At 66.3% G+C, this 21338-nt stretch carries 22 protein-coding genes; 11 read left to right on the top strand and 11 right to left on the bottom strand.

Features of this window, described 5'->3' with window-relative positions:
- Position 1: 1 nt before the first annotated feature.
- The 5 genes from repSA to HNQ79_RS10675 form a co-directional block, all read right to left on the bottom strand.
- Positions 2 to 1375 carry a replication initiator protein RepSA gene (gene repSA / locus HNQ79_RS10695; RefSeq protein ID WP_185029417.1) on the bottom strand — a complete coding sequence of 458 codons (1374 nt, stop codon included), beginning with the start codon at positions 1373 to 1375 and terminating at the stop codon, positions 2 to 4.
- Between the two features lie 128 nt (positions 1376 to 1503).
- Positions 1504 to 1812, bottom strand: coding sequence for a SpdD-like protein (locus HNQ79_RS10690; protein WP_185029415.1), 309 nt, complete (start codon positions 1810 to 1812; stop codon positions 1504 to 1506).
- A gap of 212 nt (positions 1813 to 2024) precedes the next feature.
- Entirely contained in the window at positions 2025 to 3380 is a 1356-nt protein-coding gene (locus HNQ79_RS10685) for an FtsK/SpoIIIE domain-containing protein (protein ID WP_185029413.1), read from the bottom strand.
- Between the two features lie 2 nt (positions 3381 to 3382).
- Complete coding sequence (locus HNQ79_RS10680; protein WP_185029411.1) at positions 3383 to 3739, bottom strand: SCO3933 family regulatory protein; 357 nt, start codon at positions 3737 to 3739, stop codon at positions 3383 to 3385.
- Positions 3740 to 3878: 139 nt separating this feature from the next.
- Entirely contained in the window at positions 3879 to 4658 is a 780-nt protein-coding gene (locus HNQ79_RS10675) for a GntR family transcriptional regulator (RefSeq protein WP_185029409.1), read from the bottom strand.
- 18 nt (positions 4659 to 4676) lie between these two features.
- On the opposite strand from HNQ79_RS10675, the gene HNQ79_RS10670 reads away from it, so the two are divergent.
- The 5 genes from HNQ79_RS10670 (at position 4677) to HNQ79_RS10650 (ending at position 11185) form a co-directional block, all read left to right on the top strand.
- A complete protein-coding gene (locus HNQ79_RS10670; protein WP_185029407.1) occupies positions 4677 to 5144 on the top strand; it encodes an NUDIX hydrolase in 468 nt (155 codons plus the stop codon).
- A 698-nt stretch (positions 5145 to 5842) separates the two neighbouring features.
- Entirely contained in the window at positions 5843 to 7549 is a 1707-nt protein-coding gene (locus HNQ79_RS34480) for an McrB family protein (RefSeq protein WP_185029405.1), read from the top strand.
- Between the two features lie 7 nt (positions 7550 to 7556).
- The gene (locus HNQ79_RS10660) at positions 7557 to 8744 is read left to right on the top strand and encodes a 5-methylcytosine restriction system specificity protein McrC (RefSeq protein ID WP_185029403.1); all 1188 of its coding nucleotides are present in this window, start codon (positions 7557 to 7559) and stop codon (positions 8742 to 8744) included.
- A 186-nt stretch (positions 8745 to 8930) separates the two neighbouring features.
- Positions 8931 to 10097 carry a DNA cytosine methyltransferase gene (locus tag HNQ79_RS10655; RefSeq protein WP_185029401.1) on the top strand — a complete coding sequence of 389 codons (1167 nt, stop codon included), beginning with the start codon at positions 8931 to 8933 and terminating at the stop codon, positions 10095 to 10097.
- Positions 10094 to 11185: a DNA cytosine methyltransferase gene (locus HNQ79_RS10650; RefSeq protein ID WP_185029399.1), complete on the top strand. Its 1092-nt coding sequence runs from the start codon at positions 10094 to 10096 to the stop codon at positions 11183 to 11185. Before HNQ79_RS10655 ends, HNQ79_RS10650 begins: the two co-directional genes overlap by 4 nt.
- Positions 11186 to 11408: 223 nt before the next feature.
- Here HNQ79_RS10650 and HNQ79_RS10645 read toward each other — a convergent pair whose 3' ends face one another.
- From HNQ79_RS10645 to HNQ79_RS33645, 3 genes are all read right to left on the bottom strand, one after another.
- A complete protein-coding gene (locus HNQ79_RS10645; protein WP_185029397.1) occupies positions 11409 to 11750 on the bottom strand; it encodes a hypothetical protein in 342 nt (113 codons plus the stop codon).
- Positions 11747 to 12478 carry a GntR family transcriptional regulator gene (locus HNQ79_RS10640; RefSeq protein ID WP_185029395.1) on the bottom strand — a complete coding sequence of 244 codons (732 nt, stop codon included), beginning with the start codon at positions 12476 to 12478 and terminating at the stop codon, positions 11747 to 11749. Before HNQ79_RS10640 ends, HNQ79_RS10645 begins: the two co-directional genes overlap by 4 nt.
- Before the next feature lie 555 nt (positions 12479 to 13033).
- Positions 13034 to 13312, bottom strand: a complete 279-nt coding sequence (locus tag HNQ79_RS33645) for a hypothetical protein (protein WP_229923518.1) — start codon at positions 13310 to 13312, stop codon at positions 13034 to 13036.
- 79 nt (positions 13313 to 13391) lie between these two features.
- Here HNQ79_RS33645 and HNQ79_RS10635 point away from each other — a divergent pair, with 79 nt between their 5' ends.
- The gene (locus HNQ79_RS10635) at positions 13392 to 14147 is read left to right on the top strand and encodes a GntR family transcriptional regulator (protein WP_185029393.1); all 756 of its coding nucleotides are present in this window, start codon (positions 13392 to 13394) and stop codon (positions 14145 to 14147) included.
- Positions 14148 to 14405: 258 nt separating this feature from the next.
- On the opposite strand, the gene HNQ79_RS10630 is transcribed toward HNQ79_RS10635, so the two are convergent.
- Together HNQ79_RS10630 and phoU are read right to left on the bottom strand one after the other, a co-directional pair.
- Complete coding sequence (locus tag HNQ79_RS10630) at positions 14406 to 14552, bottom strand: hypothetical protein (protein ID WP_185029391.1); 147 nt, start codon at positions 14550 to 14552, stop codon at positions 14406 to 14408.
- Positions 14553 to 14683: 131 nt separating this feature from the next.
- Positions 14684 to 15364, bottom strand: coding sequence for a phosphate signaling complex protein PhoU (phoU, locus tag HNQ79_RS10625; RefSeq protein WP_185029389.1), 681 nt, complete (start codon positions 15362 to 15364; stop codon positions 14684 to 14686).
- A 226-nt stretch (positions 15365 to 15590) separates the two neighbouring features.
- Between phoU and HNQ79_RS10620 the strand changes: the two genes are divergently transcribed.
- Together HNQ79_RS10620 and phoP are read left to right on the top strand one after the other, a co-directional pair.
- The gene (locus HNQ79_RS10620) at positions 15591 to 17102 is read left to right on the top strand and encodes a sensor histidine kinase (protein ID WP_185029387.1); all 1512 of its coding nucleotides are present in this window, start codon (positions 15591 to 15593) and stop codon (positions 17100 to 17102) included.
- 5 nt (positions 17103 to 17107) lie between these two features.
- Entirely contained in the window at positions 17108 to 17779 is a 672-nt protein-coding gene (phoP, locus tag HNQ79_RS10615; RefSeq protein ID WP_506005056.1) for a two-component system response regulator PhoP, read from the top strand.
- Between the two features lie 112 nt (positions 17780 to 17891).
- On the opposite strand, the gene HNQ79_RS10610 is transcribed toward phoP, so the two are convergent.
- Complete coding sequence (locus tag HNQ79_RS10610) at positions 17892 to 18581, bottom strand: copper chaperone PCu(A)C domain-containing protein (protein ID WP_185029385.1); 690 nt, start codon at positions 18579 to 18581, stop codon at positions 17892 to 17894.
- A 651-nt stretch (positions 18582 to 19232) separates the two neighbouring features.
- Between HNQ79_RS10610 and HNQ79_RS10605 the strand changes: the two genes are divergently transcribed.
- The 3 genes from HNQ79_RS10605 to ispF all read left to right on the top strand — a co-directional run bounded on the left by HNQ79_RS10605 (position 19233) and on the right by ispF (position 21242).
- On the top strand, positions 19233 to 19715 hold the full coding sequence (locus HNQ79_RS10605) for a CarD family transcriptional regulator (RefSeq protein WP_003953493.1): 483 nt from the start codon (positions 19233 to 19235) through the stop codon (positions 19713 to 19715).
- 248 nt (positions 19716 to 19963) lie between these two features.
- Positions 19964 to 20713, top strand: a complete 750-nt coding sequence (ispD, locus tag HNQ79_RS10600) for a 2-C-methyl-D-erythritol 4-phosphate cytidylyltransferase (RefSeq protein ID WP_185029384.1) — start codon at positions 19964 to 19966, stop codon at positions 20711 to 20713.
- A 4-nt stretch (positions 20714 to 20717) separates the two neighbouring features.
- Positions 20718 to 21242 (top strand): 2-C-methyl-D-erythritol 2,4-cyclodiphosphate synthase, encoded by a 525-nt coding sequence (gene ispF, locus HNQ79_RS10595; protein WP_229923548.1) that lies wholly within the window; start codon positions 20718 to 20720, stop codon positions 21240 to 21242.
- The last annotated feature ends 96 nt before the right edge of the window (positions 21243 to 21338 follow it).

The raw sequence follows: 21338 nt of genomic DNA, 5'->3' as shown, positions 1-21338 counted from the left end.
GTCACCACTCCCTCTCGCCGACCAGCTCCGCCATGGCTTCACGGGCTGTCTCGCGGTTGAGCTGGAGGTCCCGGGCGATGGTCGCGGCGAGGACGGATTCGCCGGGGGAGTGACCGTGCCCGGCGTACTGCCAGTCGGTGAGGACGAGCACGGTGTCCGGGGCGCGGTCCTCCAGGCCGAGGGTCTGCTGTTCCTGCGCGGCGCGGAAGTCGGCGCGGGCCTGGCGGAGTTCGCCGAGCGTGGTCGAGTAGCGGCGGGACTTCGAGGAGAAGTGGCCGCGGAACCCGAGCATGTGCGCCCAGGCCCACAACCGGCGCTCGGGGTAGAGCGGATCGAGGAGGTGGCACGCGGCGATGAGGCGGCGGGCGTGGTCCGGGACGCCGTGGCGGTCGAGTTCGGAGAGTTCGCCGATACGTCGGTCGAGGGTGCCTGTGTTCTCCGCGGCTTTGGTGGCGTACTTCGCGACGTAGGACGCCACGGCCTGTTCGGTGATATCGGAGCCGTCGCCGAAGGCGGTGACCGGGCGGACGTCGAGCTGTGTGCCCCAGCGGAAGGTACGGGCGGGCTGGTCGTCGACGGCCGGAGCGGACACCGAGGTGTAGTTGTGACGGGCGGCGGCGCGTATCGCGTCGGTGAGCAGGTCAACGGTGGCCCAGGACGGGGGAGGGGTGTCCGGTCCTTCCGGTCCGTCGATGCGCATCACGGCGTGGAAGTGGATCGCCCCGCGCTTCTGGAACTCCGCGACCTTGCCGTACGAGAGCCGGGCGGATTCCTTCAGTTCGGCCTGTGTGAGTCCGGCGCGGGCGGCGATCTCCCGGCGGAGACGGGTGGTGAACCGCATCCAGAGGTCGCCCGCGTGGTTGTTGAACAGGACCGATCCGGCGTAGTCGTACGTCTCCGGGTCCAGGGCGGTGCCGAGTTCGGGTGCGTCGGAGGGGTGCCGGCTACCGCAGCGGCAAGTGCCGTGGTCGGGCCGGTTGTGGACCGGGCCGAAGGACGGTGCGGTGAGAGTGGCGAAGACGCGGGGGTGGTCCCGCACGGTAGCGGGTACGTCGCGGCGGTCGTCTCCGGCCAGGCCCGCGCGGATCAGGTGGTAGGTGTCTCCGGCGTACGTCCAGGCGCAGGAGGGGCAGCGGGAGGCGCGGCGGTTTCCGCAGGCGAGGCGGAGGCGTCCACCGGGTTCGGTCTCGGTCGAGTAGTGGTGCAGGGTCTCGCCGGTGGTCCTGTCCTTGGTGAAGGTCCAGCCGGTCAGGTGGATCGGGTCGGAGCAGCCGCCGGTACGGCGGACCTGGTCCTCCCAGCGGTGGAAGTCGGGGGCCGAAGCCACCCGCAGCAGGTCGCCGAGGGTGATCCGATCGAACGGCGCCTCAGGCATGTGCACTCTCCCGGCGGCGGGCGGTGCGGTCGGTCATGATGGTGCTTCCTTCCGGATCTGTGGTTCGGGCAGGAGCACGGCTTCCGGGCGGCGGATGCTTGGCGGTATCGAGGCCGCCCGGAAGCCGGTCAGCGGTGGTTCTGCGATGCCACGAGCGAGCGCACGACCAGGGCGCTGACGGCGAGCGACGCGGCGGTGACGGCGACCGCGAGGAGCATGGAGACCAGGACCGCTCCGACGATCAGGACCACGGCCGTGCCGCCACCGATGACGGCGATGACGGCACCGGGCGTGAGCTGGACCGTGGGCCGGGCGGGAGCCGCGCCGGTCGGCACGGGGGCCGGGGCCTCGTGGAGTACGACGGGGGTGTCGGTCCGGGCGGGGCCCGTGACGATTCCGGTCGGCATCGGGTTGGCGGGGATCTTCGGGCGGAGCATGGTGGTTCTCCCTTCGGTCGGGTCGTGCGGGGTCACTTGACGGCGGTGTCGATCACGGGGGACAAGAGGCTGTCGGCGAGGAGGTAACCGCCGAGCAGCAGCACGAGCACGAGCCACCAGGGCGGGCGGATGAGCTTCACGCCGAGCCAGCCGACGACGATCAGGGCGAGCCCTGGCGCGGGGATGGTCGCGCCGACCGGAGTGCGGAGAGGTCAGGCGGTGGCAGGCGCGGTCTTGGCGAGCGGCGCGGCGGCCGAGGGCAGCGGGGCGACGGCGGGCCGGAAGGCCGCGAGTGCGGGCACGTCCGGGGTGCGGTCGGCGTGCCGGTTGCAGATGTTCACGGCTTGGCGCAGGGAGGTGTGCGGTGCGCGTATGCGGGTCCATCCACCGGTCGAGTCGCCCGAGACGGCGATGCCGGGGACGTCGGTGGGGATCTGGATCGCGGCGAGTACGGCGTCCGGGGCGATGTCTCCGAAGGCCATGTTGGCGCTGGACTCGTCGTTGACGCGGTGGGCAGTGCGGCCGGTGAGCTGGGCGCGGAGCATCGTGATGCCCTTGCCGAGTTCGGAGCCGAAGCGCTGGCCGCAGATCTCCAGGTAGATGCCCGCGGCGCGGCCGAGCTGGGCGAGGCGGACCAGGGCGGTGACAATCCGGTCCCGACGCTTCTCCTCGTCCTTGGTGGCGAACAGGGCCAGCTCTGCCACCTCGTCGACCAGGACCACGACCGGGGTGGGGCGCATGTCGGCGGGCAGGTCCCAGATGTCGGCGGCTATGTCGGCGTCCGGAACGTCGACGGTGATGCGCTGGGCGGCGCGGATGAGCTGGTAGACGTCCCCCATGTGCTGCACGAGTGTTTCGAGAAGTTCGAGGGCGGTGTCCGGGTTGTCGGCGAGGGCGGAGAAGCGCCGGGCCAGTGGGAAGAGCTCGACGCCCTGTTTGCAGTCGATCCCGACGAGAGCGACGTCGTGTGATGCGAGGCCGGCGACCAGGTTGCGCTGGTAGACGGACTTGCCCGACTCGGTCGCACCGAGCGTCAGCCCGTGGGGCACGGCCCGGTAGTCGCGGTAGTGGACGGACCCGTCCTCGCGCAGCGCGACAGGGATGCGCATCGGCGCGTGGTCGGTCTTGGCGGGCATCTGCACCCGCCGGAGGACGTCGTACCCGGTCATCCGTAACTCGACGACCCCCGAGTGGAGTTCGCGGGAGGTGACTCCGTACATCCCGAAGGAGTGCCGGAGGCGGTCGGTGGCCGAAGCGACGTCGAAGGCATCCTGACCGGGGCGGAGCTTGAGACGTAGCACCAGCCCCGTACGGGTCGGCCGGAGACGGAGGATGCGCGGGGCCCGCGACTCGGGAACGGGTCGGTTCGCCATCCGGGCGAGGGAGAGACGCCAGCGGGCGGGCGGAACGGTCAGCCCGCAGGCGTCCATGACCGACGTGTACCGGACGGCGACCCTCAGCGCGGCGAAGGTGACCCCGAAGGTCATCCAGTACCAGGCGGGACGCTGCCATCGCAGGATCACTGCGATGACGCCGACCAGCAGCAGCGAGACCAGGAGACCGGTCATGATCAAGCCGCCTTGGGCTTCTCGGCACTGGCGGCGAGCGAGGTGACCGCCACCGCGCGGAAGGCGATGCCGTGCCGCTTCTGTCCGTTGAACTCGTTCTCCCACGGGCGGGCGATCAGGCCGGTGACGGCGACGGGCGTGCCCATCATCAGCTCACCGGAGATGCCCGGCTCGGGGACGGTGACCGACAGGATCTCCACTTCGTCGTTCGCCGCGAACATCACGTCCACGGTCATGAGCTTCGCGCCGCTCTCGGTGTCCATGGCGATCTCGCCGGTACGGCGGTCCTTGACCTTGATCTGCGGAGGCTTGGCGACCATCACGGAGGCGGCGGAGGTGTCGACGGGGATCGTACGCACGGAAGATCACTCCTCTAAATGTGCTTGGCTCAACCACTCATGTATATGAGTGACATGAAGAAGAGTGCATCACTCCTGTACATGAGTCAACCCACCGAAACAGAGAAGTCGCGGCGGGCTGCGGGGAGTTGAGCTGACGTCAGTCGGTGGCAGGGATCCGGTAGCTGAAAACGAACTGGTCAGCGGCCATGAGGGTGTCACAGACCTCCACGACGCGGTCCTCGGTCGTCCTCGCCTCACGGATCAGGTGAACCACTGAAGCGCCGGGGCTCAGGGCCAGTTCGGACGCTTCCGCCTTGGTCGCCAGTCGGGCTTGCAGCGTCTCGACGAACTCCGCGAACTCGTGTCCGTGGTCTTCGAGTCGGGCGTAGATGCCACCACCGCCGGGGTTCTTCGCGAACAGCTCGGGAATGTCCTTCGCGACGTCCCACGGGAGGTACGAGGTGGCCGTCTCCACGGGAGTCTCGTTCCGGAAATAGAGGCGGCGCCGGGCAAGTACCTGGGTGCCGGCCGGAACGCCGAGCCGCTCCGCGATGTCCTCCGGAGCCTCCATCGGGCCGATGTAGAGAACGCTGACGCCCGCCTTCGCCCCGGACTGTTCCGACTCGGCGAGGTACGCGGCCTTGCCACCTTGCCGGTGCGAGCGCTTGAACCGGTCCGAGGACCGGTGCCGTACCGGCGGCCGGGCCTTCACGATGGACCCCTTGCCCTGGCGGGTCTCCACGAGGTCACTCGCGCGGACCTCCACCATGGCCTTTCGGATGGTGCCGCCCGAGACGCCGTAGCGCTCCACGAGCTCCGATTCACTGGGCACCATGTCGCCGGGCTTGAGGATGCCGGCGCGGATCTGCTGGACGATCTCCTCGGCGATCTGCACGTACCGGGGTACGGACTTCCCACCTCCTACCGCTGTTTCCATAGTCCTTCTCTTCCTCCTATGCTCCTGTACATGAGTAACAGTGCGCAGGAGAGCACGTCAACGCCGCTCCACTCCGTGTCCGTAGCCGGAGTGGTCGTGCGCGAGGACGGGCGACTGCTGGCGATCCGCCGTGCCGACAACGGCACTTGGGAGCTCCCCGGCGGCGTACTCGAACTCGACGAGGCCCCGGAGACGGGCGTCCGGCGCGAGGTCCTGGAAGAGACGGGCATCCACGTCGAAGTGGACGAGCTCACCGGGGTCTACAAGAACACCACCCGCGGCATCGTGGCCCTGGTCTTCCGCTGCAAGCCCGCCGGCGGAAGCGAGCGGACGTCCAGCGAATCGACCGCGGTCGGATGGCTCACGCCCGAAGAGGTCGCCGAGCGGATGTCCGAGGTCTACGCGGTCCGGCTCCTGGACGCTCTCGACGGGAACGGGCCCCACGTGCGAAGCCACGACGGCAAGCGCCTGACACCGGCCCGATAGAACTTTCCCTACTTCATCAAGTAGCTCGCTTCGCTCGCTGCCCCAACCACGGTTCGGGCAGCGAGTCGATCCACTGCCTGCCCAGTTGCCGCAGCATCGCCAACCACGCGGGAGGGCTTCCTCCCCTTCGCGCGCTGCGTCCGGGTGCTGCCCCGGGAGGGAGCAACAACGCCAGGGCACCGGCACCGAGGTACGGCGGTGGAAGCTCGGGAGAACACCACAGTTGACGCTTTGATGCGTCTGCTTTCCCGGCCTCCTGAACAGCGATGCTGTCTGATACAGAGATCCGAGGTGCCGCGCACAGCGCGGCGGCGCCGGCCGGACGCCGGCACCGCTGCCCCTCCATGCCTACGTCACCGGGACTGCGGCGCCGTCGCCCGCCCGCGCCCACAAGGGGCGAAAGACCAGGCCGGGGGTGGGGTCGGTCGGCTCCACGGCTTTACCCACCTCCCCGGTTCGGGTCCCGCGTCGAGCAAGACCAGGGGGCCACTCGGACACATTGCGGGCAGGGGGAAGCCTGCCCGAGTAGCCAGCAAGCGTACGGCCCCCTGATCATGCTCGACCCCAAACCGGGCAGGACACCGGCCAAACCCGCGCATCCGACCTCGTGCGTCGTTCAGTGCTCGGCACGGCTCAACGTTGCGACCGGTGTGAGCAGAGTTGCCTCATGGAACCGTGGAACGTGGCAGGCTTCACTCGTGAACGAGAATTGGGATATTTCTGGTCGCGACGTGGTGCCGGACCTGCGAGCTCTGGCACGGCCAGCAGACGTGGGAGCATCGCTGCTCCATGCAATGTTGCATTCGGTCGGGAAGCCTTGGCGGCCACCGTACGACGATGTCCGCAAGAATCTGGGCATAAGGAGCAAGCAAGTCGCACCCGAATTGCAGGAACAGGCAGAGTCTAGGTTTCGGACTTACCTTGCCCTCTTTCGCGGCCTTGGGCTTCTCTATGAAGATGCGGGAACCCTGCAGTCGACGGATTTCGGAAACGAACTCATTACCCATCTCGACGAACAATATCAACGGGTGGATGACTTTAGTCAAGAGCTATACACGGCTTCTTGCGAGCGACTTGCCCAGCTCGTTGTCCCAGTATTGTCCCGGTATCAACTGGCCAACCCACTTACAAGCGCGAAGTATCCCGAAGGGACCGACGTCAGGCCATTGCTCGCTATCTGGCGCGCCATGAGAGCACTTGATAACAAGCTTCACTGGGAGGAACTTGGCAGGGCTTTGACTCCCTGCCTGCGTGATTCCGAAGTTCCTGACGCCATTGAAAAGATTAGAAACGCCCGAATGCAGGCCGACTACGATCCCAGTAACCCGACCTTGATGGAATCAATTCTTGGTCCGCGACGCCCCGACGCAGGGAAGGACCAATCAGATCGTCTCGACACTTGGTTCTCGCGCGCAGCCTTCAAAGGGTTGCTATTGGAACCGCGCGACCGCCAGGACGGTTACCGCCACTTGTCAGCCGCGTACGTTTCCCTAATTGACAACACAATTAACGAGCCTCCGCCCTACAACCCAACGCCCGATCGAGCCGAATACGTTCGCTGGCTGGGCACCGTGAGTCACCGCAGAACGGCAGCTAATTCCCACTCCAGCGACAGGATGGTTAGCAGCATTGTCGAAAAGTGCCGCCGTTACGGCGATCGTCAAATCATCGCCCTAGTAGGCCCAGCGGGAACCGGAAAAACCCGAACGGCCCAAGAGGCCGCCAATGTACTCACCGAGGGCGACCCGACTAGGGCGCTGACAGTGCAATTCCACGCGGGGTTCACGTATGAAGAATTCGTAGGAGGGCTCGCACCCGTCAATGGCACTTTTGTGCCATCGCCCGGGGCGCTAGTACGAATCAATGACAGCGCCCTAGCGAACCCTGACAAGACGCACGTTCTTGTTGTGGACGAGCTAAGTAGGGCAGATGTAGCGAACGTTCTCGGTGAACTTCTGACCTACATCGAGTACCGCGAACGACCGTTCCTGGTTCCCGGCCTTTCTAGAGAAGTCGCTATCGCCCGGAACCTCGTAGTCATCGCCACTCTCAACCCCGCAGACCGCAGTGTTGTCAACATGGATGACGCTTTGGTGCGGCGTCTGCGACAGATTGAAGTACCTCGCGATCTGGACGCCCTCGAATATATCCTTGACACCTCAGGCATGGACGAGGCCCTCAAGATCCAGGTACTGGACTGGTTCAAGGGGCTGCCGGCTGACGCCCCATTCGGCCACGGGCTATTTGTCGGCATAAGGAATGTCGCGGACTTGCATGACCTGTGGCACGAATCCCTTCGATACTTTCTACGCCGTGGCGGGCTCACCGTATACCCTGAGCCTGAAAGGATCGAGCAGGGCTATTCGTGGCGACACCACAACAACGCCATAGAAGGGAGCCTCTGAGCCCGTCATGAGAGTACGAACGTACGGCCGGCTGCAGCTAACGGAAAGCGAAATCGGCATGCCGGTAGAGCAAGCCATGCAGTTACCTTGGGCCCGCTCAGGAGTTGCAACCCTTCGTAGAACACGTCTAGGTGCAGAGCTGGAAATTGGCCCCTACGCAGGCACGATCGCCTTCAATGACAAGTTCTCGGTAACAATCGACGAGCTAGTTCCCGGGACAGTGGCCGCTTGTCTGGCAATCTCTTCCAGCGGCCGAAAGCAGAACAGCCAGAAATCTTCTCATGGCGACCGTGTAGCACCCATTGTGGCAATAGCTCTAGAATTCCTGCGCACCCTAGAGGGCGAGATACTCGGAAGCTTGCGCAAGGAGTACGTCACAGTTACTTCCCAAAGCAATCGCCCGAGAGGAAGGATATCCGTTCGTGAAACCGTCCTGCATTTGTGGGCAAAAGGCCGCACAGACCACGTCGTAACTCGCTCCCGCGTACTCACTGAAGACACGCCCGTAAACCGATACTTGCTAGCCGCCAGCATCCGCGCGGAGCGTCTTTTGCGTCACTTCCCAGATGAAAGGAGGAGCATCCAGAAATGTATTCACGCCCTATCGGGAGCCGAGGTCTATGCGCAACCCAGCTTCCCGATGAACCTATCCGAGGCAGATCAGAGTCTTCTAAGGTCATTGCGTATTGCAGAAGCGCTACTTTCTGGGGTGCCTTTCCGTTCACAGCAGCACGGGGAAGCACCCTTTAGCGCCTGGGTGAACGTCGACCGGGTATTCGAAGAGGCGGTGCGTGAAACTTGCCATCGCGTCGCCCCGGCCTCCGCTACGGTAACTGACGGCAAATCCCAACGTATCAAGATTTTTCATGCAAGGGATGGCGAACCGAGTGCGATAGCGAAGCGAGCCGATCCCGACATCGTCGTGCAACATCATGGCAAAATAGGGCTACTAGATGCCAAGTATCGCATTTCCGGCGAACGGGTAACTGAAGATGAGCTCTATCAACTGATTGCACACATCGGAGCCTTCTCTGCCGATGCAGGCGCTCTCGTGGCACCCGCCCTTAATGCCCCTCCGGGCGTTAGAAGATTAGGCAGAATCAACGGAGGGTGCACCGTCGATGTGATTGCTGTTGACCCGACAGATCCTGACGCGATGGCATCCGTCATCGCGTCCTGGATAAGCACCTTGTAGGGTGCCGCCGCTCGGGGGTTAGATGCGTCACATCACGCTCAGTCGTGGACGGCACCACTGGAACGCTGCTGACGGCCTGAAGTGCGGGCCCGGGGGCTTAACCTAGAGCAAATCTCTCCCAGCTCTTCGCCTGAACGCTGTCTAGCCAAACCCGCATTGTCAGTCCGAGCTTCTAGGATCTAGGACATGAACCAGCCCCAACCCGCCTGGGCCTACGCCGACCTCTTCAGCGGTTGCGGAGGCATGTCTGCCGGACTTGCCGCAACTGACCGTTTCGTGCCGGTTTACGCTGCGGACAACGACAAGTGGGCCAACGCCACTTACGCAGCAAACCTCGGACATCAGCCTGAGCAACTCGACCTGCTCACGCTGCAGGACGAGGGTCTTCGTAGCGCTTGGGCCGCCAGGGTGCGTGGTAGGGCGCAAGGCAAGAAGTTTCTCCTCACTGGCGGTCCCCCGTGCCAGGGATTCTCATCTCACGTGAAGGTTCGAGGGGATCGTAAGGGCAGAAACCAGCTGTTCAGCGTCTTTGGCGATCTGGCTCTAACGCTACGTCCAGATGTGATCATGATCGAGAACGTGGCAGACCTCGTTTCTGCGCGATCATGGGATCTTTTTGCTGAACTGCGCGTGAAGCTCGAGGGCGCCGGCTATCAGGTGCGGGCAAAGATTCTGAACATGGCTCAACTCGGGGTGCCCCAAGAGCGCTTCCGTACGGTAGTGCTGGCCTCCCTGCATCAGAGGCCGACCTTCCCTGCAGTTCGAAACACTCCTGGGAGCTACTCGACCGTGAAGGAGTGGATCGGGCACCTCCCGCCCGTAGCGAGCGGTGAGGCGAACCCAAGCGATCCGATGCACGTGACATCTCGGCACCGTGCGTCAACGCTAGAAATCCTTCGCCAAGTCCCTCACGATGGAGGATCGCGTCCGACTGGCGTGGGCCCCGAATGCTTGGACCGAACCCGGGGATCCCATGGCGGCTATACAGACGTTTATGGACGTCTGGCCTGGTCCGGGCCCGCTCCTACCATTACCGCTCGATGCAGGACACCTAGCTGCGGTCGGTTCGCGCATCCGGAGCAAGATCGGGGCATGACCGCGCGAGAGGCGGGACTCCTGCAAACTTTTCCTGCGGACTGGCAGTTCGTGGGCCCGTTTGATGATCGATACAAGCAAATCGGAAACGCTGTGCCTCCTCTGGCCGCGCAAGCGTTCGGTGAGCATATCGCCAATGGAATGCCGGACGTTGATTCCGAAGTTGGACTTTTCGAGGTGCAGGATAAACCCGTAGGCAGCAGTTTCTCGGTTCTGATTCCAGGGATTCGCAGGCGTGGGGGGGTGTTGAATCCGTGACATTGACAGCTGTCGACGCTTTTGCGGGAGCGGGCGGCCTCTCTCTCGGCCTTGAGCAGGCTGGCTTTTCGGTCAAACTTGCCTTCGATAACAATCAAGTCGCGATGGATACTCACCGGAAGAATCTCGCTGGAAGAGCTGAAGTACTGGATGCCGCCGCAACTGACGGGAAGACACTTCTAAAGCTGGCCGGCATCAAGCGCGGCGAGCTCGATCTTCTCGCTGGAGGCCCCCCCTGCCAGGGCTTTTCTATGCAAGGGCGTGGAGCCCGCGAAGATCCAAGAAATCTTCTGGTCCTACGGTACTTGAACTGGTTGGACGAGATGCGACCACGCGCATTCCTCATGGAAAACGTCGCGGCAATCCGCAGCGTTCGAGGTAAGCACCTTGTTGAGGCAGTTGAAACCGCTGCCAAGGAGCTTGGCTTCCAGGTTCACGCAGCTATTCTCGATGCAGCAGCTTACGGAGTTCCACAGAGGCGTCGCCGCGCCTTTCTGGTCGGTCTGCCGCAAGGGGTGGACTTTTCTTGGCCTGAACCCGTATGCCGTGAGCCCCGTACCGTGGCAGAAGCGATCCGAGACCTCCCGTCTCCGCCGTTGGATGGCAGCTGCCACCCAGACATTCCAAATCACTATCGCGAGGCGCGACTAAGCGCACTCAACATCGAACGAATCAAGCATGTCCCACCTGGCGGGGGCAGGGAATACCTACCTAAACATCTCCAACTGGCATGCCATCAAGGTAACCATAGGCATCTCGATACTTATGGGCGTCTTTCGTGGGATGACCCATCGGTCACAATCACTGCGCGATTTGACAGCTTCACGAGGGGCCGGTTTGGCCATCCGGAGGAACATCGAAGCATTACACTTCGAGAAGGTGCGCGACTTCAATCATTCCCTGACAGATTCGTATTTCTAGGGAATCGCGAAGAGGGTGCTCGGCTGATTGGAAATGCCGTTCCTCCCTTGCTGGCCAAGGCCATCGGGAAAAGCGTTAGAGCATCGCTGTCGCAGCCATCGAATACTCGATCCACCGTCGATGACGCCACCCAGCTGCACCTGTGGCCGCAGACTGTGGCGTCCTAGGCCGGCGACAGATCAGGGGGCTTAACATTCGCGGCCTATGCGCGGCCCCACCGAGCGGCGCACACAGTCAGCATCGCCGTCACCTGCAACTTGCAGGGGGACAGTAGCGGCCTCCGGAGCCGCGTGCTCCACGTGACTGGGTGCATGGGCGTGATCGTCTGACGCGACGGCAGGGGAGCCACAGCCTGGCTCTGGGGCGCCTCTGCCGTTCGCTGACCCGCTGTTATTCAAAGGGCGTCTGCCGCAGTGGAGCCGCGCTCTGCACTCGATCTGATGCAACCGTTGAGGAAAGGCGGTTGCCGCGGCTAATCGCCACCCGCAGCGCGTCCTGGAGAGCTCCGCTCATGTTCACCGCGAGTTGATGCAGCTCGTTCGACTCTGTCTCTCCGCCTGCGAGCACTTCGGCCGCGTGCTCCAGGAGTTCGGCCGCCATGCCCAGCTGTGCCGCTTCGGTGGTGTCGGCCAGGCGGGACATGTGGCTCCCGCTGTCGTCGGTGCTCAGATAGCAGGGTTTTCCTTCAGGGCCTGTCCACGGGAGCAGCCTCAGCTCATTTTGGGTGGTCATCGCTCCGCCTCTTTCTCTCTGGTTATGGGATGGGTGGTGAAGAGGACGTCGGCACGATCGCCGGGGAGCACCAGGAGCGCTGCCTCCACGACGCGTCCTGTGTGGTCAGCCCCGACGCGGGTGATCGCGAGCACTGCCAAGGACGGGCTGATCCGGAGGGTCGCCGCCTCTTCGGGTGTGGGAGGGCGGGCGTTGACCCGTTCACGGATCTCGGCCAGCGGTGGGCGGAGCGCCGTCAACCTCGCTACGGCGCCTACACAAGAGAGCGGACCGTTGGGCAGGTCGGCTGGAGCGAGGTCGCCAGGGACATAGACACGAGCCAAGCTGTGCGGCGAATCGCCCTCGTAGCCGAGGCAGAGGAACTCGGTGAGCGGGCTATTCGCCGGCACCTCCAGGAGGCCGACGAGTTGCCCATGAGCCAGGACGCTGGAGGCGTGGACGCTGACGCGCAACGTCGACTCGTCCGACGAGCTCATCTGGAGTGGTCGGCCGCCGCCGAGGTACGTGATCCTTCGGCGCGGGTAGCGGACGAAGTTGCCCTTGCCGTGGATCTTCTCTACGAGTCCTTCGCTCTCCAGGACCGCGAGAGCGTTCCTCAGCGTTGGCGTGCTGACTCCGTAGTGGGAAGCGAGGCGAGCCTCAGAGGGGAGGCATTCGTCAGCCTTGATGCGGCCGGTCAAGATCTGACTTCGAAGGTCGTCGGCGATAACGTGACGGCGAGAGGGCATTGGTCTCATCACCAGCGCTTCATCACCCGAAGCGCTACGAACCGGGACCGCGAGTGCATGGTGAGCGTCTCGCCCGACTCGAAGCGCAGGCGCTTAGCTCCGCCTGGGAGTTGGATGAGGTCGATCACGCGGCACGGGCGGCCTCCGATCTGGACAACATCGCCGCGCCGCACGCTCGCAGAGGTGATCTCGATGGGGCCGGCCGCCGCACCACCTGGTGCCCAACTCTTCACCGCGGCGACTCCGTCCCGTCGCTGCTATCGGCGGTCGTCAGGGGGTGGCAGGTGCAGCTGCACGATTCGTAGACCACGGGGATGCCGACCGGTGCTGCCGGTTGGGCCGACTGCGTGCACTCGTGGTGCGTACCGATCAGACAAGAAATCGACTGGTAACGGGCGACCTCGGTACGCGTGACGCGCGGCTGCTGACGAGAGGGCATCAGCCGACCTCCGCACTTGTGAGCCGCTTGTGCCCGAAGTAGTCGTGAGGCGCTAATGCCGGTTGAGCAGGCGCCGAGGGGTGACAACGGATGCGGTTGAACACGTAGACCAGCTCCTATCGCTGATGGCCAGGCCCCCGGACGTCACCCGTCGCGGGGGTCGCGGTTCGTACGGCGGCCCATAACGTGCGGCCGTTCACGCTGTTGGCGAGGAGCCCGAATCGGTCGGCCTCCGCCATCGCTGCCAAGAGCTCCCGCCATGACTCTGCGGTGAGCGATTCCGGCACCTCCGCTTCGATCGCGATGAAGTGGGCGCGCCGCTCCACACGAGGAACGAGTCCGACGGCGGACAACCGCGCTGCGATGCCTCTGGCCTTGGCTTCGAAAGCAGGCACAGCACAGCCCCCGTCACCCGTCGTTCACTTTGAGTAAAGCTAGTTAACCAGATTAGAGCTAGTGGACTAGATTTTCCATATGTCTGAGCAGCCGCCTTATCTCCGCATCGCCGATGAGCTCCGGCGTCGCATCGCGGAGCATGAGTGGACGCCGGGGGATCGGCTTCCCTCGCGCGCCCAGATCGCCCAGGAGTGCGGCGTCGGCGAGAACGTGGTGCGCCGGGCTCAGGAACTACTGATCTCCCAGGGCGTGCTGGAAGGCCGCGCGGGATCAGGTACGTACGTCGCCGCTCCCCGCAAGCGGGTGCGCGTGGTCCGTTCCTCCGCCCGTGAGCAGCCGGACGGTTCCCCGTTCCGTGCGGACATGAAGGCCGTAGGCAAGCAGGGAGACTGGGAGAGTCGAACCGAGGCGAAGGTACCGGCGCCGGCCGACGTCGCATCGCGCCTGGGCATCAGCGAAGGTGACCTGTGCGTCCGCACCGTGTACGAGTTCCTCGCCGACGGCAGGCCGGTGCAGCTCTCCACGAGCTGGGAGCCGTACGACCTCACCGCCGGCACCCTTGTTGTCCTTCCCGAGGGCGGGCCGTACGCCGGAACGGGCGTGGTCAATCGCATGGCGGAGATCGGCATCACGGTCAGCCATGCGGTGGAGCAGCCGGAGCCGCGGTTGGCGACCGCCGAGGAAGCATCACTCCTGGGCATTCAGAAGGCAGCCCTGGTAACGCACATCAAGCGGACGTACTACAGCGACCAGGCACAGCCGGTGGAGACGGCGGACATCGTCCTTCCCGCTGCGCTGTGCGAGATCGTGTACGAGGTCCCCATCGGTAGGTAGCGAACTGCGCGGCAAGCGACAGTCGGGCCGTTCCTGGGCCGTCTCCGGGCCGTCCGAGGTTGCTCAAGGGCACCCGATGACGACCGACAGCACCTACTCACCCGCAGCCGATCGGCGTCCCTACCTGCGAAAACCCTGGTCACCGAAATTCCCCGCAAGACCCAGGGCAAGAAGAAGTAGCGGCGTTCACCGCCCCCGTACGACGAGGGACCCGGCCGAGGCACTGGCCGGGTCCCTCGTCGTGCGTGACGCGCGCGGTCAGCCGCAGCCGCCGCCGCACTGGCAGGAGCCGCCGGACTGGCAGCCGCAGCTGCAGCCGGAGCCGCAGCCGCAGGCGCCGAGGACGGGCAGGAACGTCACGTCCCGGGTTTCCTGCGGGGTTTCGGTGTTCGGGGTGTCGGCCATGGGTCCTCCTCGAAGGCACGCCGTAAGGCAGCGCGATGCGTTGCCCCACCCATTCCATGCCCATCCCGCGGGCGCATCAACAGCGCGCGGAAGCACGGGAGGGCAAGGGGAGTGCGAAGGGCGGGCCGGGGTCAGGCCTGTGCGCCGTTCTCCTGTGCCGCCTGGACCTCGTCCGCGTGCTCGCCCGTGACCAGGTACACGACACGCTTGGCGACCGAGACCGCGTGGTCCGCGAAACGCTCGTAGTACCGGCCGAGCAGGGTGACGTCGACGGCGGTCTCGATGCCGTGCTTCCAGCGGTCGTCCATCAGATGGGTGAAGAGCGTGCGGTGAAGAAGGTCCATCTCGTCGTCGTCCTGCTCCAGCTGGAGGGCCAGGTCGACGTCCTTGGTGATGATGACCTCAGCCGACTTCGCCATCAGGCGCTGGGCGAGCTGCCCCATCTCCAGGATGGTGGCGTGCAGGTCGTTCGGCACGGCGGTGTTGGGGAAGCGCAGCCGGGCCAGCTTCGCGACGTGCTGGGCCAGGTCGCCGGAGCGCTCCAGGTCCGCGCTCATCCGCAGCGAGGTGACGACGATGCGCAGATCGGTGGCGACCGGCTGCTGGCGGGCCAGCAGGGCTATCGCGCGGGCCTCCAGGTCGTGCTGGAGCTCGTCGACCTTCTGGTCGCCGGCGATGACACTCTCGGCGAGCTTGAGGTCGGCGTCGAGCATGGCCGTGGTGGCGCGCCCTATGGCCGAACCGACCAGCCGCGCCATCTCGACCAGCGCCTCGCCGATCGAGTCGAGTTCTTCGTGGTACGCGTCCCGCATGGGGTTCCCTACTTCCTGACTTCACTGATGCAGCGTGATTCCGGGGTACGGCCGGGGTCTGGCGGGGCTCCGGTCCCCACGTTCCCACCATCCGTCCGCGACGCGTCCGGTTCCGGCCGACGAAGTGAACCGACCCCATCCCCTCGGTGAACTCTGGGCGACGAACGAATCAGCCGGCACCCATTCGCCCGAGTCTGTGTCAGTGACCAGGCATAACCTTGGGCACATGGACGTGAACGCGGCAGTCGCCGCAGCAGCAGCGATGGCCGGACTGTGCACCGGCGTCATCGCCATGCTGGCGTTCCGCTGGAGCGAACGCGAGCAGAAGCGACCCACCCGCTCCTCCGTACGGCCCGAGGCGAACGCCACCCTGCCGCCGGGCGTGGACACCGTCCTGTCCGTGCTCCGCTCCTCCGCGGTCGTGCTCGACGAGAGCGACAACGTGGTCAAGGCCAGCTCCGCGGCGTACGCCCTGGGACTGGTCCGGGGCGGGAAACTGGCGGTCGAACCCATGATGCACATGGCGCGCGACACCCGGCGAGACGGGGAGATACGACAGGTCGAGCTGGACCTGCCGCGTCGCGGGACCGGCCGGGGCGAGGCGCTGGCGGTGTCCGCGCGGGTCGCCCCGCTCGGCTCCCGGCTGGTGCTCCTGCTGGTGGAGGACCTGACCGAGGCGCGCCGCATCGAAGCCGTGCGGCGCGACTTCGTCGCCAATGTGAGCCACGAGCTCAAGACCCCGGTGGGGGCGCTCTCGCTGCTCTCGGAAGCGGTCATGGACGCCTCCGACGACCCCGAGGCGGTCACCCGCTTCGCCGGCCGCATGCAGATCGAGGCGACCCGGCTCACCTCGCTCGTCCAGGAGATCATCGACCTCTCCCGGGTGCAGAACGACGACCGGCTGGAGGACTCGGAACCGGTACGGGTGGACGAACTGGTCGCCGAGGCCATAGACCGCAGCCGGCAGACAGCCACTTCCAAACAGATCACCATGGCGGCGGGCGGCACCTCAGGACTGCACGTCTGGGGCAACCGCGGCCAGCTCGCGGCCGCCCTCGGCAACCTCGTCGAGAACGCCGTCAACTACAGCTCCTCCGGCACCCGCGTCGGCATCGCGGCCCGCCGGGTGCCCGCCCCCGGTGGCGACCTCATAGAGATAGCGGTGACCGACCAGGGCATCGGCATCTCCGAACGGGACCGCGACCGCGTCTTCGAGCGGTTCTACCGCGTCGACCCGGCCCGCTCCCGCGCCACCGGCGGCACCGGCCTGGGCCTGGCCATCGTCAAGCACGTGGCCGCCTCGCACGGCGGCGAGGTCACCGTGTGGAGTTCCGAGGGACAGGGCTCCACCTTCACCCTGCGGCTGCCCGAAGCGGGCTCCGTCCGCGAGTCCAGGGTCGAGCACACTCCGGGCCGCCCGCTCGTCGGCCCCGACGACGCCGACGCGGTCGAGGGGTTCGACGACGACGCCGAGACCCCGGCCGACGACAGCACCACCCGTGCCCCCGGCGCGCACGACGGCGACAGCACGTCCCGTACCTCCCACGCGCACGACACCGACAGCGCGCAGGACACCGACAGGGCGCACGGGAGCGACAGCGCGCCCGGCACCGCCAACACCTTCCGTACCTTCAGCACGTCCAGCGCCCCGCGTAGGCACGAGCCGTACGCGGCCGCGACGTACGAGCCCAAGACCCCCATCCGTGAGAACGCCCCTGCCCCGGAGGTCCTTCCGTGACCCGAGTGCTCGTCGTCGAGGACGAGGAATCCTTCAGCGACGTCCTGTCCTACATGCTCCGCAAGGAGGGCTTCGAAGTCGCTGTCGCGGCCACCGGCCCCGACGGGCTCGACGAGTTCGAGCGCAACGGCGCCGACCTGGTCCTGCTCGACCTGATGCTCCCCGGCCTGCCCGGCACGGAGGTCTGCCGCCAGCTGCGCGTGCGCTCCAACGTGCCGGTCATCATGGTGACCGCCAAGGACAGCGAGATCGACAAGGTCGTCGGCCTGGAGATAGGTGCCGACGACTACGTCACCAAGCCCTTCTCCTCCCGCGAGCTGATAGCCCGCATCAGGGCGGTGCTGCGCCGTCGCGGCGAACCGGAGGAAGTCACTCCGGCGGCCCTGGAGGCCGGCCCGGTACGGATGGACGTGGACCGCCACGTCGTCACCGTCGCCGGAGCCAAGATCGACCTCCCGCTCAAGGAGTTCGACCTGCTGGAGATGCTGCTGCGCAACGCCGGCCGCGTGCTGACGCGCATGCAGCTCATCGACCGCGTCTGGGGCGCGGACTACGTCGGCGACACCAAGACCCTCGACGTTCACGTCAAGCGCCTGCGCGCCAAGATCGAACCCGACCCGGGCGCGCCGCGCTACCTGGTCACGGTGCGCGGGCTGGGTTACAAGTTCGAGCCGTAAACCGGACCCTCGCCCGGCCGGTCCCGGCCGGTCCCGGCCGGTGGCGTACGACAGACGGGAGGGCCCCGCCGGCAACCGCCGGCGGGGCCCTCCCGTCTGTCCGCGTCGTGCGTCAGCGCGCCGCGGTCTGCGTGGCCGAGCCCGCCGGGGGCGTGGGCGTCGTGTTCGCCGGGCTTCCCGTCTCCGAGCCCGGGGTGCTGCCGGGGGTTCCGGTCGGGGTGCCGGTCGGCGAGCCGGTGGGGGAGGCGGTGGGCGTCGCCGGGACCTTGTCGGGGCCGAAGCCCTCGAAGTGGTCGTGCGCGGGGACGACGAAGGCGCGCAGCGTCACGTCGCCGGTCTCGCTGAAGGAGAACGTGACGGGCTGGGCGTTGCCGTTCTGCGCGGACTCACGGCCGTTCTCGATGACCGCGGAGACGTTGTCCTTACCGCCGATGATCACGGAGCCGCCGGCCGGCACGGTGACCTTGCCGGTGCTGCCCTTGGCCGGGGTCAGCTTCACGTCGGCGCTGGGGCTGCCGAGTTTGATCGCGTCGAGGGTCTGCGGCTTGTCGCCGTCGTTGAAGACCGTCGCGGAGACGACCGCGGGGCCCTCGCCGACGGCGTTGCCCTTGTCCTTGTCGCGCGGCTGAGTGATCACCACGGCGTTCTGGATCTTGATCTTGCCGTTGTCCACGGAGATCGCGGCGTTGTCCGGTTTGACGGAGAGCGTCTGGGCGTCGTTGCCCGCGCCGCATGCGGCGAGCGAGGCGATCGAGAACGCGAGGGCGGTAGCGGCGAGAGCGCCGCGTCGAAGGCTGCGCACGGCGGCGGCAACTCCTAGGACGTAACGGACGGGCGGGCTTCATGCGTGATGCGCGCTCAGGTTACCGAGCCGCTGACCCGTGCCCGCACCCGACCCGCCCCCGACCGCCGTCCCCCGGGCTGCCCGGCCCGTGCGCGCCACCTGCGCGCCGTCGGTACGACAGTGCGCCCCGCCGGGCGCGCCGGTGCGCCCGCCCGGAACCGTTCAGTCTCGATTTCGTACGCCGTTCAATGTCCTGAAGTGATTGGTTCAGCGGCGGGGTTCCCGGGGCCGCATGGGCGGGCCGAGGGGATATTGCCGGGGGAATGCGAACCGCCGTCGGCAATTGATCGAACCGGACCGTTGATCAATTGCAGATTGCCTCCGTACGGGTGAGCGATCTCCGAACGGAGTAGACGAAGCGCCCCTCACCGAACCCGGCATACCGGGACTTTCGGCCCCTCTTCGGCTCTCTGTGGTGCGTGTAACGTACGCGTTTCTGTGCGCCCGTACAGCCGCTCCCACCTGCGAATACCGCCTTCCGCAAGCCCTTCGCAGCACGTTCCTGGCGCTGTTGTCAAGCCCCGAGATACGCCCTGACCTGCGGAAACGCCATTCAGAAGAAGCGGTTTCCGTGTTACTCTGGATAGCCACGGAAGGGGTACCTGTCACATGACGTTCAAGGTTGGCGACACCGTGGTCTATCCCCATCACGGGGCCGCGCTGATCGAGGCCATTGAGACTCGCCAGATCAAAGGCGTGGACAAGACCTACTTGGTGCTCAAGGTCGCCCAGGGCGACTTGACGGTTCGTGTACCGGCGGACAATGCGGAGTTCGTCGGCGTACGCGATGTGGTTGGACAGGACGGGTTGGACCGGGTCTTCGAGGTGCTGCGCGCACCGTACGCAGAAGAGCCGACGAACTGGTCTCGTCGTTACAAGGCAAATCTGGAGAAGCTCGCTTCGGGCGACGTCATCAAGGTCGCCGAAGTGGTGCGTGACCTGTGGCGTCGTGAGCGCGAGCGCGGTCTCTCCGCCGGCGAGAAGCGCATGCTCGCCAAGGCGCGCCAGATTCTGGTGAGCGAGCTGGCCCTCGCGGAGAACACCAATGAGGACAAGGCCGAGGCCCTGCTGGACGAGGTTCTCGCGTCGTAACTCCACATGCCGGTCACCCGGTGTGTGCGTTGATTTGTTGTGATGCCGCGGTGTCCGTCGGTTGACTGTGTCCGCAGTCCGCCGGTGGAGACCGCGGCATCATTTTTTTGTCCTTGAAGATCATTTTCCAAGCCTGTGCGTCTCCTCCTGGCCGGTCGTCACGGAAGGGCACCGGTCGGCGGAGCCGCACGCGGCGCCGCTGAGGCCATACCCATGTGGGGCGAGGCGACAAACCTCCGGAGTAGTCGATGACAGACGAAGCAAGGTTGCGTACGGCCGCGGTGATTCCGGCGGCGGGGCGCGGGGTGCGTCTGGGGCCCGGAGCGCCCAAGGCGCTGCGTGCGCTCAACGGAACTCCGATGCTGATCCACGCGGTACGGGCGATGGCCGCATCCCGGGCCGTGTCGCTGGTTGTCGTGGTGGCCCCCGCTGACGGGGCGGCCGAGGTCAGGGCCCTGCTCGACGAGTACGAGCACGCGATGCCCGAGCGCACCGAGGTCGTGGTGGTGCCCGGGGGAGAGACCCGTCAGCAGTCCGTGAAGCTCGGGCTCGACGCGCTGCCGGAGGACGTCTCCGTCGTGCTGGTGCACGACGCCGCGCGTCCGCTGGTGCCGGTGGACACCGTCGACGCGGTGGTGGAGGCGGTGCGCGACGGGGCGCCGGCCGTGGTCCCGGCGCTGCCCCTGGCCGACACGGTCAAGCAGGTCGAGCCGCGTACCGACGGACAGCCGGAACCTGTCGTGGCGACGCCCGAGCGGGCGCTGCTGCGGGCGGTCCAGACGCCGCAGGGCTTCGACCGGGCCATCCTCGTACGGGCGCACGAGACCGTACCGGCGAGCGGTGAGGGCGCGACGGACTGCGCCGGCATGGTCGAACGGCTCGGGGAGCCGGTCGTCGTGGTGCCCGGACACGAGGAGGCGTTCAAGGTGACCCGGCCGCTGGACCTGGTGCTGGCCGAGGCGGTACTCGCACGGAGGAGGGCCAACGATGGCTTCTGAGGACATGCCGGCTTCTGGGAACGGGCCGGGGAACGCCCCCGGGTCCGGGCGGCCGGTGATCCCGCTCGTCGGGATCGGCACGGACATCCACGCCTTCGAGCGCGGGCGCGCACTGTGGTGTGCCGGACTGCACTGGGAGAACGAGGAGTTCGGGCTGGCCGGGCACTCGGACGCGGACGTGGTGGCGCACGCGGCGTGCGACGCGCTGTTCTCGGCGGCCGGGGTCGGCGACCTCGGCGCGCACTTCGGTACGGGCCGGCCCGAGTGGGCCGGGGCTTCCGGGGTGACGCTGCTGACCGAGGCCGCCCGGATCGTCAGGGCCGAGGGGTTCGAGATCGGGAACGTGGCCGTGCAGGTCGTCGGCGTGCGGCCGAAGATCGGCAAGCGTCGCGACGAGGCGCAGAAGGTGCTGAGCGCGGCCGTGGGGGCGCCGGTGTCGGTGTCCGGGACGACCAGCGACGGACTGGGGCTCACCGGCCGCGCCGAAGGGCTGGCGGCGATCGCCACCGCTCTGGTGTACCGGGCCTGACCTGCGGGAACCGTTCTGCGGCAGGCGGACCGAACCCCCTCGCTCCTTTCTTGCGCATCGCTTGCACGTACGCTGGTACGGCAGGTGGTGCGGCAG

Source organism: Streptomyces candidus, assembly GCF_014207445.1.
GTDB lineage: Bacteria > Actinomycetota > Actinomycetes > Streptomycetales > Streptomycetaceae > Streptomyces > Streptomyces candidus.
Note: the sequence above shows the minus strand (reverse complement) of the source record. Positions and strands in the feature narration are given on the sequence as shown.